The organism is Sphingomonas sp. BK345 (assembly GCF_014193845.1).
Lineage (GTDB): Bacteria > Pseudomonadota > Alphaproteobacteria > Sphingomonadales > Sphingomonadaceae > Sphingomonas.
Genome location: NZ_JACHZX010000008.1, coordinates 83209 through 95219, shown reverse-complemented (window position 1 = coordinate 95219; position 12011 = coordinate 83209). Strand labels below are relative to the sequence as shown.

Below are 12011 nucleotides of genomic sequence, written 5' to 3'. Positions count from 1 at the left end.
GAACAAGCGCCCGTCGCTCGCATTCCTTCGCTCACTCAGGTGAGAGGAGGATGCCATGAGCGACGACCGCGTAACCCAGACCCCGCACACGACGGTGATCGAGCGTCGCGGCGGCGGCGGCGTGCTGATCGGGCTGGCGGTGCTGCTGGCGGTGATCGTCGGCGCCTATCTGCTGCTCGTCCGCAACGATAGTGAGGTCGCCAAGAACAACGCGATCACCTCGGCGGCGAAGAGCGTCGGCGACACCGCCGACAAAGCCGGCGCCGCCGTGGACCGCGCCGCGAAGTAATGGAACCGTGGCGGGTCTGAGAAGTGACCGCACCTCAGTTGGCAGCGTCATCCTGCACTTGTTTCAGGACCCACCGTGTCGCGAGCACCTCGGTTCCTGAGAGTGAGGCGAGGTGGATCCCGGACCAAGTCCGAGATGACGGCGCTGGAGTGGGTCAAGGTTGCGCCTAAGCCCCCACGCCACGCCTCATCGCAGGCAAGCGTCCAGCCCGTTGCGGCGCACCACCCCGACGTAGCGCGCCAGCCGGTCGCCGTGCCGGCGCACGAAGCCGCTCGGGTCGATCGCGGCGCGCTTCTTGGGCAGTGGCAGCACCGCGGCGATCCGTCCCGCCTCGATCGGGCTCAGCCGCTCGGCCGAGTGGCGGAAATAGCGGATCGAGCCGGCCTCGACGCCGTAGGTGCCGATCCCGGTCTCGGCGACGTTGAGATAGACTTCCATGATCCGGCGCTTGCCCCAGAATGTCTCGATCAGCAGCGTGAACCACGCCTCCAGCGCCTTGCGGACATAGCCGCCGCCCTGGACCAGGAAGACGTTCTTGGCGGTCTGCTGGCTGATGGTGGAGCCGCCTCGGATGCGCTTGCCCTCGGCATTGTGCATGGCCGCGCCCGCGATCGCGCCCCAGTCGAAGCCGTGGTGCGTGCAGAACTTGCTGTCCTCGCCGGCGATCGCGGCGCGGGGCATGTCGGGGTCGATCGCGGCGAGGGGACGCCACTCCTTGGTGACGCCGCGTCCGGCGAACAGGTCGCCCGCCATGGTCAGCGTGAACGGCACTGGCACGACGGCGTAGAGGAGCACCCAGGCGACCGAGACCAGGATGAAGCCGAGGACGAGCTTGAGCAGGAGCCGGAGCAGGCGGAACATGTGACGCGTGGTAGCGGGCGCGCGTGGCGGTGAGAAGCATGGAGAGAGGCTGTCAGTGTACCGACGCCTTCACACCTCGCCGAGGATCGCCCGCGCCGCCGCCATCCCGGTCTCATATGCCCCGTGCGCGGTCGAGAAATCGTGCGGCGAGCAGGCCTCCCCCGCGAAATACAGCCGCGCGTCGACCGGCGCCGCGAGCACCGCGCGCGCACCGGCGTGGCCGACCGCCGCGTGCGAGTAGCTGCCCCCGATCCACGGCTCGTGCCGCCAGCGGGTCGCGGTGACCGGATGGAGCCGCACGCGCCACTCACCGCCGAGCAGCGCGACCAGCTCGTCGACGACGAAGGCGGCAGCGGCGTCCGAGTCCTCCAGCGCGTCGGCGGTCGGGCCGCCGAGGAAGCTCTCGATCAGCGGGTAGCCGAAGGGCGACAGGCGATGGCTCGCGGTATCCGCCGAATGGGGATTGCCCATCAGGTGCGAGTCGGCGGGCCAGTCGGGCCGGTCGACGCGCAGCATCACCTTGTCGGCGACGCCGAGTGGCAGCCCGGCCGCGGCGCCGACCTTGTCGGCCAGCGGGGGCTCGAAGGCGATCCCGCCGCGCGCCAGCACCGGGGTCGGGACCGCCACGACCACCGCCTCGGTCTCGATCGTTCCGGCCGCGCTCTCGACACGTAGGCGCGCGCCGCGGTGATCGACCCGCGTCACCGCGCAGCCGAGCCGCACCGGCAGCCCACGCGCATGATCTGCGATCAGCGTGCCGTAACCCTCGCGCACCGCCCAATTGTCCTCCGTCGCGGCATCCTCATAGGCGAGCCAGTCATGGAGCGAGACGTCGTCGATCGCGGCGCCGTTGGCGAAGCGCGAGATGGCGTCGAGCAGCGGCCGCCAGCGCTCATCCGACGGCACCGCCGCGCCCAGCGCGCGATCGGGCGCTGCCGCCAAGGCATGAGCGGCCGCCGTCATCCGCTCGCGTGCGGCGTTGGCGGCACGATGATCGTCGCGCGGAAAGCCGAGGTCGCGCCACTGTTCGCCCCAGCGCGCGGTGTCGGTCGCGACGGTGAAGCCGCGCGCGCGCGCGATCCCGGTCCAGGGATTGCGTCCGGCGGAGTGGAGCCAGCCGCAGCCGAGGTCCAGCGTCGCCCCCCCGATCGCGATGCTACGGGCGCGCCCGCCGAGCCGATCGCCCGCCTCGAGCAGCAACACGTCGCGACCGGCGTCGTGAAGGTGGCGCGCCGCGGCGATGCCGGCGGCCCCGCCGCCGACGACCACCGCATCCGCGCCGCGCGCCACGTCAGACGGTCAGCAGCCGCTTTTCGCCGGCGAGCCGCATCATCGCGCGCTGGAGCTTCTCGAACGCGCGCACCTCGATCTGGCGGACGCGCTCGCGGCTGACGCCATAGACCTGGCTCAGCTCCTCCAGCGTCTTGGGATCGTCGGTGAGACGCCGCTCGGTAAGAATGTGCTTCTCGCGATCGTTGAGGTCGCTCATCGCGTTGACCAGCATGTCGTGGCGCACGTCCGCCTCCTGCTGGTCGGCGACGACCTTGTCCTGCAGCGGCGCGTCGTCCTGCAACCAGTCCTGCCACTGGCCCTCGCCGTCCTCGCGCATCGAGACGTTGAGCGAGGTGTCGCCCCCCATCGCCATGCGGCGGTTCATGCTGACCACGTCGGCCTCGGTGACGCCGAGATCGGTCGCGATCTTCTGCACGTCCTCGGGACGAAGGTCGCCGTCCTCGAACGCGTCGAGCCGCGCCTTCATGCGGCGGAGATTGAAGAAGAGCTTCTTCTGCGCCGCGGTGGTGCCCATCTTCACCAGACTCCACGAGCGCAGGATGAATTCCTGGATCGAGGCGCGGATCCACCACATCGCATAGGTGGCGAGGCGGAAGCCGCGATCGGGCTCGAACTTCTTCACGCCCTGCATCAGCCCGATATTGCCCTCGGAGATCAGCTCGCTGACGGGCAGGCCATAGCCGCGATAGCCCATCGCGATCTTGGCGACGAGGCGCAGATGGCTGGTGACGAGCTGCGCCGCCGCCTCGGTATCACCATGCTCCTGGAAGCGCTTGGCGAGCATATATTCCTGCTCGGGCGCCAGGATCGGGAATTTCTTGATCTCGGCGAGATAGCGGTTGAGGCTCTGCTCCCCGCCGAGCGCAGGGATCGTCGCCGGGACGTTGCTGCGTGCTGCCATGATCCTTGATCTCCCTTCCTGGCGGGAAACGCGACGATGTCCGGACTAGTGCCAGACGGCGCGCGCTTCGCACCTATACGACGAGCTGACTGAACAGTTCCTGCATGTCCCGCGGCATCGCACTGTCGAACGACAGCGCGTCGCCAGTAATCGGGTGGATGAACCCGAGGCGGGCGGCGTGCAAGGCCTGGCGGCGGAAACCGAGCGTTTCGATCACGCCGCGATGTGCTGGTTTCGTTCTACCGTAAACGGGGTCGCCCAGCAAGGCGTGGCCGAGCGACGCCATGTGAACGCGCACCTGGTGAGTCCGCCCGGTCTCGAGCCGGCACTCGACCAACGCTGCGTCGCGCAGCGGCTGGAGCAGCGAATAGTGAGTCACCGCGCGCTTGCCACCGGCGACGATCGCAACCTTCTTGCGGTTGGCGGCCGACCGCGCGAGCGGCGCGTCGACGCTGCCCGCCGCGGGCATCGGCCGGCCGTTGACGATCGCGCGGTAGCGCCGGTCGATCGTGTGCGCGGCGAACTGCTTGGCAAGGCCCTCATGCGCGCGGTCGGTCTTGGCCGCCACCATCAGCCCCGACGTATCCTTGTCGATGCGATGCACGATCCCCGGCCGTGCCACGCCGCCGATCCCGGAGAGCGACCCGCCGCAATGGTGGAGCAGCGCATTGACCAGCGTACCGTCGAGGTTGCCCGCCGCCGGGTGGACGACCAGACCGGCAGGCTTGTCGACGACGATGAGGTGATCGTCCTCGTACGCGACAACCAGCGGGATGTTCTGCGCCTCGTTGTGCGCGGGGGCGGGGGCAGGGACCGCGACCGCATAGGCGTCGCCCGCGCGCGACTTGCGCGACGGATCGCGCACCGCCGCGCCGTCCTGCGTCACCTGACCCGCGTTGATCAGCACCTTGAGCCGCTCGCGCGACAGCGTCGGCACCGCCTCCGCGAGCGCACGATCGAGCCGCCACCCGTCCGAGGAGGGTGCGATCGTCGCTGAGATGATGGAAACCCCCCGGTCCATTGCTCCATGCTATGTGGCGACGATGGTCGATATTTCAATCCGCCTGCGTGACGAACTGATCGCAGCCGCGGCCGGCAGCGCCGACGAGGTCTGCGGTCTGCTGCTCGGTCGCGGGGAGCACGTGGAGCGGGCGCTGCCGTGCCGCAACGTCGCCGCGACCCCGGCGACGCGCTTCGAGCTCGATCCCGCCGCGCTGCTCGCGGCGCATCGCGCGGCGCGCGCCGGCGCACCGGCGGTGCTCGGCCATTACCATTCGCACCCGAGCGGTGACGCGAGTCCCTCGCCGCGCGACGCCGCCGACGCCATACCCGACGGCAGCCTGTGGCTCATCGTGGCGGGCGAGGCGGTGACAGCATGGCGCGCGGTCGAAGACGGCGCGCTGCACGGCCGCTTCGTTCCGGTCGCGATGCGCGACGACGGTTGCGGAGCCGGGCACGAGCCGCCACAAGGCGGCGACGCCCCCCGCGCGGAGTAATTCCTCGACATGACGATCAGCCCGGTCGACTTCGCCTCCCTGTTGTGCTCGCGCCTGTGCCACGACCTGCTCTCTCCGGTCGGCGCGCTCAACAACGGGCTGGAGCTGCTCAACGACGAGACCGATCCCGAGATGCGCGCGCGCTGCCTCGAGCTGCTCAACGAGAGCGCGCGGGTGTCCGCCAACAAGCTCAAGTTCTTCCGACTGGCGTTCGGCGCGGCGGGGGGCTTCGGCGAGCGGGTCGACGTGCGCGAGGCGCGTCAGGCGGTGGAGGGGCTGCTCGGTGACAACAAGCGGCTGCAACTGCAATGGCTGATCGAGGAGCCCGAGCTGCCCAAGGCGGCGGTGAAGGTGCTGCTCAATCTCGCGCTGATCGCGGGCGACACCTTGGTGCGGGGCGGCACGGTCACGATCGGGGTGGAGGAGAGCGCCGAGACAACCGAAATCGTGCTGCGCGCCGAGGGTCCGCGGCTGGTGCTCGACCCCGAGCTGCGCGCCACGCTGACCGACGGCGCGAACGGCGCGGCGATCACCCCGCGCGCGGCGGCGGCGTTCCTGGTCAACACGATCGCGTCCGACGCGGGCGGCTCGGTGATGGTGAGTGACGCGGTGGACGGCACGCTGCTGTTCGGGGCGGCGCTGCCGAACCGCTAAAAGTCGTCCGCCCGGCTCAAGGCGGCGAGCCGCAGCGACAAGCCATTGAGTGCAGCCAATTAAGTAGCTGACCCATAAAGGCACTGGAGGAACAACGCGAGAACCGGGCTCGCTCTAGAATGATCTCGCATCCCATCGTGCGGATGTGAGATTTTCCTGGGGCAGGATTTATGATGCGACGGACAATGACGGCGACCGCGATGACGCTGACGCTGATGCTGATGCTGAGCGCTTGCGGCGATGACGGCAAGGATGCGAAGGCGTCCGCCACAGCAAGCAGCAATAAGGCTGGAACGACGACCCCCTCACCGACGCCTTCACCCACGCCGCAGACCTACTCGTACGAGAAGGCCGCCGATCTCACGATCGATCGGACCTTCAAGGGTTATGATCGGTTTTCGGCCACGGCCGTGGACGGCAAATTCAAGACCGCAGAGTTTTCGTCGTCCGATACTGCCGTCACTTCTTTCGTCAAAAGTGAAAATAAGATCACCTTCGCCGACAGCTCGGATCTTCCGAACGGGGGTGTATTCGCCTTTCCTGGTATCAGCGGCGGTTCGGGGCTTTACATACAGAGTGGTGGACGCCTAGTTGCGCTCGGACTGCCGAGCGCGCTGTCATCATACCAATATTTCGTGTTCGCCGAATATGCTGACGCGGGCACGTATCGCCACTTCGTCATCGGTGCGCCGACCAATCCGGCGGAGATCAACGGGACGGGAACGCTCACCTATGCCGCCCTGATCGGCGAGGAGGGCAATAAGGCGGGTGTCAAGCCTGCGCCGCTGACCGTCGATCTGGCGAAGAGCACGATCGCCGGCACCGTCCCGCTGATCCATGACGGTGGTCAGGCGACGGACGTCGCGCTTACCGGTACGATCGACGCGACGAAGCACATCAAGGGCACGTTCCAGAGCAGCGACGGCAAGGTGACGGGCGAGTTCCGCGGACGGCCGTTCGGACCGGGCGGCAAGGAATTGGCGATGGTTGTCGCGGTTAGAAAGGACGACGGCACACTGGCGTCGACCCGCCTGACGGGCACGCTCAAGTAGAAAGGGTACGGCGCGGCATAGGCTAGCCGGTGTCGCGCCGCCGCCCCCTCAGTAAACACCCTTTTAACCGCCCCTATGCCATGGCCGCGCTCGCCGACAGGACGCGACGGGGCCGCATGGACGATCTGCTGCAGGAATTCATCGCCGAGACGCGCGAGACGCTCGAGGCGCTCTCGGGCGAGATCGTCGGCTGGGAAGCCGATCCGACCGATCGGGCGCGCCTCGACTCGATCTTCCGCTTCGTTCACACCATCAAGGGCAGCTGCGGCTTCCTCGACCTGCCGCGGCTCGCCCGACTCAGCCACGCCGCCGAGGACGCGCTCGCCGCGGTCCGCGGCGGTGACCGGGTGCCCGACAGCGCGCTCGTCAGCGCCATCCTCGCGATCATCGACCGGATCGGCGACCTGGTCGAGGCGATCGACGCGGGCGAGTCGCTCGACGACGGCGGCGAGGCGCTGCTGATCGCCGCGCTCGATGCCGTTCCCGCCGCCGCCACATCCGCCGTCGCGGTCCCGAGCACGGCGACGCCGCCCGACCCCTCGATGCTCGCCGCTACCGCGCAGCGCGCCGGGCACAAGCGCTCGGTGCGGCTCTCGGTCGACCTGCTCGACCGCATGATGAGCGGCGTGTCCGACATGGTGCTGGCGCGCAACCAGCTCGCACGCCACCTGCGCCTGATCGAGGACCCGCGGCTGGAAGCCATGCTCGAGCGGCTCAGCCTGTCGGTCGACGAGCTGCGCGACACCGTTACCCGCACCCGCATGCAGCGCGTCGAGGCGCTCTTCTCGGCGCTGCCGCGGCTGGCGCGCGACTCCGCCTCCTCGCTCGGGAAAGCGGTGTCGCTGGTGATCGAGGGCGGCGACGTCGAGCTCGACCGCGAGATGATCGAGCTGCTGCGCGATCCGCTCGTTCATATCGTCCGCAACGCGGTCGATCACGGGCTGGAGGACCGCGCCGATCGCATCCTCGCAGGCAAGCCCGGCACCGGCGAGCTGCGCGTGGTCGCGCGACAGGCGGGCAACCTCATCATCATCGACATCGTCGACGACGGCCGCGGCGTCGACACCGACCGGCTCGTCGCCAAGATCCTGCGCGACCAGCCGTCGCGCGCCGCCGAGCTGCGCGGGCTCGACGAGGAGGCACGGCTGCGACTGATCTTCGAGCCCGGCCTGTCCTCGCGCGACGAGGTCACCGCGCTGTCGGGCCGCGGCGTCGGGATGGATGTGGTCAAGGCGAATGTCGAACAGGCCGGCGGGCGCATCTCGCTGGTCAACCGTCCGGGGCAGGGGCTCACCGTATCGCTCGAGGTGCCGCTGACGCTCGCCATCCTCAACGCGGTGCTGGTCGACGCCGCGGGCACGCGCTTCGCGGTGCCGCGCCAGTCGGTCGACGAGATCGTCGCGGTCGACGGCGGCGCGGTGCGGGTCGATCGCGTCGGGACGGGTTCGATCGTGCTGCTGCGCGGCCAGCGGTTGCCGATGGTCGAGCTGGGCGACCTGCTCGATCGCGCGCCCGCCGAGCCGCCGCGCTATCTCGCCATCGTCTCCCTGCGCGAGGGCCGCTTCGCGCTCGCACTCGACGGCGTGCGCGACACGCAGGAGCTCGTCGTCAAGCCCGCCGCGCCCGCGGTGATGCGCGCGGGCCTCTACGCCGGGCAGATGCTGCCCGACGATGGTCTGCCGATCCTGCTGCTCGACTGTTCCGGCATCGCCGCCAAGGCGGGGTTGACCTTCGAGCAGGCCCAGGCGCAGGCCTCCGCCTCCGTCGCGGTCGAGCCGGTGCGGGCCTTGCTCTTCCTCGACGTCGACGGCGAGCGCCGCCTGATCGTGTCCGACGCGGTCGACCGGATCGAGAAGGTCGCCGCCGGCGCGGTGCGCTCGCTCGCGGGCGGCACCTGGCTGACCATCGACGGCCGCTCGGTGCCGGTCTGGGCGGGCCAGGGGGTGGTCGCTGAGACCGTGCGAACCGTGCTGCGGCTCCAGGCCGACGGTCTCGAGCTCGCCTATCCCGTGGAGGAGGCGGTCGAGATCGTGCCGCTGCCCGACGAACTGTCGCCCGCCGCCGATCCGCACGGCATCATCGCGGGGCTGGCGGTGGTCGCGGGCGAGCCGATCGAAATGGTCGACCCGCTCGCGCTGTTCGCCGCCTTGCCCGTCGCGGCCGAGCGTCCGCTCTGCCTGCTCTACGGCAGCGAGGGTGCATGGATGGAGGCCTTCCTCAAACCGACGATCGAGCAGGCCGGCTACCGGGTGGTCCGCGCGGTCAACCCGGGCGAGCGCCCCGCCATCGCGCTCGCCATCGACGAGGAAGCCGACAGCGCGCCGGTGCCCGCGCTGCGGCTCAGCCGCTCGCGCGGCCAGCCACTCTACCGTTACGATCGCGGCGCGCTGATCGCCGCGCTGAAGGAGCATCGCGCATGATCGGATCGCTGCAACTCGTGGCGCGGATCGGCGGCTGCGGCGTGCTGTTCGACGCCGAGCGGGTCGATTCGGTGGTCGAGGTCGGCGCGGTGGTGCCCGCGCCCGGCGCCGCCGCCTCGGTGATCGGGCTGGCGGCGATGCGGAGCCGCGTCGCCACCGTGCTGGATGTGCGCACGCTGCTCGGGGTCGCTCGCTGTCCCGACGAGACGCGTCGCGAGGGTGGCCGCGCCGTGGCGACGATCGTCGACGGCCATCTCTACGCCATCGCCGTCGACTCGCTCGAGGACGTCTCCACCTTCCAGCTCGGCGCTGCGCCAGCGGGGCTGGACACCGCTGGCGAGTGGGATTTCGTCACCGGCATCGGCGAGGGGCAGCAGGAGACGTTGCTGGCGCTCGACGTCGATCGGCTGGTCGCGCGCGCCAGCGCGCTGGCCTGACCGGGCCAAGCCAGGGGGCGAGCGTCTCCGGTTCGTCATGCCGGGCTTGGCCCGGCATCCATGGCGCCGCGCACTCTTCCGGCTTCACGCAAGCGCGAGCATGGATCCCGGATCACGTCCGGGATGGCGGATGAAACTGAATCCGCGGTGTCATCCATTCAGTGCCCTGTGACACCGCGACCGGAACAACTTTCGTGTCGCCGTTAACGTCAAACTTACCCCTCGCGCGGCACAAGCAGGCCACGCTTGGTATCGCAGGACTGCCCCATGAAGACTTGCCTGATCGTCGATGACTCCAAGGTGATCCGCAAGGTCGCCCGGCATATCCTGGAGACGCTCGACTTCACCGTCGCGGAGGCGGGGGACGGCCGCGAGGCGCTCACCGCCTGCCGCGCCTCCTGCCCCGACGTCATCCTGCTCGACTGGAACATGCCCGTGATGAGCGGCATGGAGTTCCTCCGCGCGCTCGGCGACGAGCCGCTGCCCGCGCGCCCGAAGGTGGTGTTCTGCACCACCGAGAACGGCATGGCGCACATCCGCGCGGCGATCGAGGCCGGCGCCGACGAATATGTGATGAAGCCGTTCGATCGCGAGACGCTGCAGAGCAAACTCCAGATCGTCGGCGTCGCCTGACGCCGACGCCCGCCGCACCCGCGCCGATCGCTGCCATGCCGCAGTTCGCGTCCTCTCTGGCCTCGTCGCGCGGCGCGGCGCCGCGCGTGCTGATCGTCGACGATTCGGCGGTCGCGCGCGCCGCCCTCGGTCGCTACATCGAGGCGAGCGGCCGGTTCGAGCTGGCCGGCGCGGTCGGCGACGCCTCGCGCGCGCTCGCCTTCCTGGCGACGCAGCGGGTCGACGTGATCCTGCTCGATCTCGAGATGCCGCGACAGAGCGGGATCGACGCGCTGCCGCAGCTGCTCGTCGCCGGGGCCGGCGCGCGCGTGCTGATCGTGTCGAGCACCGCGGCGGAGGGCGCCGAGGTCACGATGCGCGCGCTCGCGCTCGGCGCGGCCGACACGTTGGTCAAGCCTGTCGCGGGTGCCTTCGCCAGCCGCTTCGGCGACACCTTGCTGGCGCGGCTCGACGTGCTCGCCGCCCCTGCTGCGCCGGCCGGCGCGGTGGCCGTGATCGAACCGGCGCGCCGCGGCTTCGCTCCCGCGCCGCTCGTACCGGCGGCGCCCGCCTTCGACGCGATCGCGATCGGCGCTTCCACCGGCGGCATCCACGCGCTCGCCTCGCTGCTCGCCGAGGTGCCCGCCGCGGTGACCCAGCCGATCCTGGTCACGCAGCACCTGCCGCCGTCCTTCTCGCCCTATTTCGCCGCCCAGGTCGGCGTCTCGGCGAAGCGCCCTAGCGTCATCGCGCAGGATCATGGCCGCGTCCGCGCCGGCGAAGTGGTGATCGCGCCGGGCAACGCCCACCTCGTCGCGCACGCGCTCCACGACGGCGGGGCGGCCACGCGGCTGTCGCAGGTGCCCGCGCCGACCGGCAATTTGCCCTCGGTCGATCCGATGTTCGCGAGCCTCGCCGCGGTCTACGGCCCGCGCCTGCTCGCGATCGTGCTGAGCGGCATGGGCCGCGACGGGCTCGAGGGCGCGCGTGCGGTGCGCGACGCGGGCGGCACCGTGCTAGTGCAGGATCGCGGCAGCTCGGTGGTGTGGGGCATGCCGGGCGCGGTCGCCAAGGCTGGCCTGGCGCAGGGCGTGATGTCGCCCGCCGAGCTCGGCGCGATGATCGCTGCGGGGGGCGGGCGGTGAGCGCGGCGGCGCAGGGACAGCCGACGATCGACGCGGGCTCGGCACAGGTCTTCGCCGCGCTGCTCGAGGCGCGCACCGGCCAGCGCATCGCCGCCGGCCGCAGCTGGAAATTCGACGCCGCGCTGAAGCCGCTGCTTCAGTCGCTCGGGCTCGATCGGGTCGAACAACTCACGGCGAGGCTGATGGAACGTCACGATACCGCACTGGCGGACCGGATCGTCGACTCGCTGCTCAACCAGGAGACCAGCTTCTACCGCGACGCCGGCGTGATCGAGGCCGCCGCCAAGCTGGTGCAGGAGCAGCCGGCGCCCGCGCGCGTGTGGTGCGCCGCCTGCGCCACGGGGCAGGAGCCGCTGTCGCTCGCGATGTTGTTCGCCGAGGCGGGCGGGCCTATGCCCGAGATCGTCGCCACCGACGTCTCCGCCGCCGCGATCGCCCGCGCGCGCGCGGGCAGCTACAGCCAGTTCGAGATCCAGCGCGGCCTGCCGATCCGGCGCATGGTGCAGTGGTTCGAGAGCGCGCCGAACGATCAGTGGGTGGCGCAGCCCAAGCTGCTCGCGACGATCGCCTATCGCCGCCACAATCTGGTGACCGACCCGGCGCCGGCCGGCCTATTCGACCTGATCCTGTGCCGCAATGTGCTGTTCTACCTCGCGCCGCACCTGCGCGAGCAGGTGCTGGAGCGGCTCGCCGCCGCGCTCAAGCCCAGCGGCGTGCTGCTGCTCGGCGCGGGCGAGACGGTGATCGGCCAGTCGGAGCGGCTGCGCCCGTGCCGGCGCGCGCGCGGCTTCTACGAGCGGGTCGGCGCGCCCGACACACCGGAGCAGCTTTACACCGCTCGCTAAGTCCGC

At 70.3% G+C, this 12011-nt stretch carries 13 protein-coding genes; 9 read left to right on the top strand and 4 right to left on the bottom strand.

Annotation, left to right across the window (positions count from 1 at the left end; translation table 11 throughout):
- Nucleotides 1-55 precede the first annotated feature (55 nt).
- Nucleotides 56-289 carry a hypothetical protein gene (locus FHY03_RS18960; RefSeq protein WP_183932057.1) on the top strand — a complete coding sequence of 78 codons (234 nt, stop codon included), beginning with the start codon at nt 56-58 and terminating at the stop codon, nt 287-289.
- Nucleotides 290-475: 186 nt separating this feature from the next.
- Here FHY03_RS18960 and mtgA read toward each other — a convergent pair whose 3' ends face one another.
- The 4 genes from mtgA to FHY03_RS18940 all read right to left on the bottom strand — a co-directional run bounded on the left by mtgA (nt 476) and on the right by FHY03_RS18940 (nt 4365).
- Nucleotides 476-1150 (bottom strand): monofunctional biosynthetic peptidoglycan transglycosylase, encoded by a 675-nt coding sequence (gene mtgA, locus FHY03_RS18955; protein ID WP_183920208.1) that lies wholly within the window; start codon nt 1148-1150, stop codon nt 476-478.
- 69 nt (nt 1151-1219) lie between these two features.
- Nucleotides 1220-2440 (bottom strand): NAD(P)/FAD-dependent oxidoreductase, encoded by a 1221-nt coding sequence (locus FHY03_RS18950; protein ID WP_183932056.1) that lies wholly within the window; start codon nt 2438-2440, stop codon nt 1220-1222.
- Nucleotide 2441: 1 nt separating this feature from the next.
- Nucleotides 2442-3344: an RNA polymerase sigma factor RpoH gene (gene rpoH, locus FHY03_RS18945; protein ID WP_183932055.1), complete on the bottom strand. Its 903-nt coding sequence runs from the start codon at nt 3342-3344 to the stop codon at nt 2442-2444.
- Between the two features lie 73 nt (nt 3345-3417).
- Nucleotides 3418-4365 carry an RluA family pseudouridine synthase gene (locus FHY03_RS18940; protein WP_183920213.1) on the bottom strand — a complete coding sequence of 316 codons (948 nt, stop codon included), beginning with the start codon at nt 4363-4365 and terminating at the stop codon, nt 3418-3420.
- Nucleotides 4366-4387: 22 nt separating this feature from the next.
- Here FHY03_RS18940 and FHY03_RS18935 point away from each other — a divergent pair, with 22 nt between their 5' ends.
- From FHY03_RS18935 to FHY03_RS18900, 8 genes are all read left to right on the top strand, one after another.
- Complete coding sequence (locus FHY03_RS18935; RefSeq protein WP_183920215.1) at nt 4388-4840, top strand: Mov34/MPN/PAD-1 family protein; 453 nt, start codon at nt 4388-4390, stop codon at nt 4838-4840.
- 9 nt (nt 4841-4849) lie between these two features.
- Nucleotides 4850-5494, top strand: a complete 645-nt coding sequence (locus FHY03_RS18930; protein ID WP_183932054.1) for a histidine phosphotransferase family protein — start codon at nt 4850-4852, stop codon at nt 5492-5494.
- 200 nt (nt 5495-5694) lie between these two features.
- On the top strand, nt 5695-6546 hold the full coding sequence (locus FHY03_RS18925) for a hypothetical protein (RefSeq protein WP_183932053.1): 852 nt from the start codon (nt 5695-5697) through the stop codon (nt 6544-6546).
- A gap of 116 nt (nt 6547-6662) precedes the next feature.
- Complete coding sequence (locus FHY03_RS18920; protein WP_183932052.1) at nt 6663-8966, top strand: chemotaxis protein CheA; 2304 nt, start codon at nt 6663-6665, stop codon at nt 8964-8966.
- Nucleotides 8963-9403 (top strand): chemotaxis protein CheW, encoded by a 441-nt coding sequence (locus FHY03_RS18915; RefSeq protein ID WP_183920222.1) that lies wholly within the window; start codon nt 8963-8965, stop codon nt 9401-9403. Before FHY03_RS18920 ends, FHY03_RS18915 begins: the two co-directional genes overlap by 4 nt.
- Before the next feature lie 267 nt (nt 9404-9670).
- On the top strand, nt 9671-10036 hold the full coding sequence (locus tag FHY03_RS18910) for a response regulator (protein ID WP_183932051.1): 366 nt from the start codon (nt 9671-9673) through the stop codon (nt 10034-10036).
- Between the two features lie 35 nt (nt 10037-10071).
- Nucleotides 10072-11160, top strand: a complete 1089-nt coding sequence (locus FHY03_RS18905) for a chemotaxis protein CheB (RefSeq protein WP_183932050.1) — start codon at nt 10072-10074, stop codon at nt 11158-11160.
- Nucleotides 11157-12005 carry a CheR family methyltransferase gene (locus tag FHY03_RS18900; RefSeq protein WP_183932049.1) on the top strand — a complete coding sequence of 283 codons (849 nt, stop codon included), beginning with the start codon at nt 11157-11159 and terminating at the stop codon, nt 12003-12005. The genes FHY03_RS18905 and FHY03_RS18900 overlap by 4 nt, the downstream gene beginning before the upstream one ends.
- The last annotated feature ends 6 nt before the right edge of the window (nt 12006-12011 follow it).

Bases quoted from the DNA above. Each gene is read 5' to 3' on its own strand.
- FHY03_RS18930 (WP_183932054.1), top strand. From the start codon at position 4,850: ATGACGATCAGCCCGGTCGACTTCGCCTCCCTGTTGTGCTCGCGCCTG.
- FHY03_RS18940 (WP_183920213.1), bottom strand. From the start codon at position 4,365: ATGGACCGGGGGGTTTCCATCATCTCAGCGACGATCGCACCCTCCTCG.
- FHY03_RS18960 (WP_183932057.1), top strand. From the start codon at position 56: ATGAGCGACGACCGCGTAACCCAGACCCCGCACACGACGGTGATCGAG.
- FHY03_RS18925 (WP_183932053.1), top strand. From the start codon at position 5,695: ATGACGCTGACGCTGATGCTGATGCTGAGCGCTTGCGGCGATGACGGC.
- FHY03_RS18905 (WP_183932050.1), top strand. From the start codon at position 10,072: ATGCCGCAGTTCGCGTCCTCTCTGGCCTCGTCGCGCGGCGCGGCGCCG.
- FHY03_RS18910 (WP_183932051.1), top strand. From the start codon at position 9,671: ATGAAGACTTGCCTGATCGTCGATGACTCCAAGGTGATCCGCAAGGTC.
- mtgA (WP_183920208.1), bottom strand. From the start codon at position 1,150: ATGTTCCGCCTGCTCCGGCTCCTGCTCAAGCTCGTCCTCGGCTTCATC.
- FHY03_RS18920 (WP_183932052.1), top strand. From the start codon at position 6,663: ATGGACGATCTGCTGCAGGAATTCATCGCCGAGACGCGCGAGACGCTC.
- FHY03_RS18915 (WP_183920222.1), top strand. From the start codon at position 8,963: ATGATCGGATCGCTGCAACTCGTGGCGCGGATCGGCGGCTGCGGCGTG.
- rpoH (WP_183932055.1), bottom strand. From the start codon at position 3,344: ATGGCAGCACGCAGCAACGTCCCGGCGACGATCCCTGCGCTCGGCGGG.
- FHY03_RS18935 (WP_183920215.1), top strand. From the start codon at position 4,388: ATGGTCGATATTTCAATCCGCCTGCGTGACGAACTGATCGCAGCCGCG.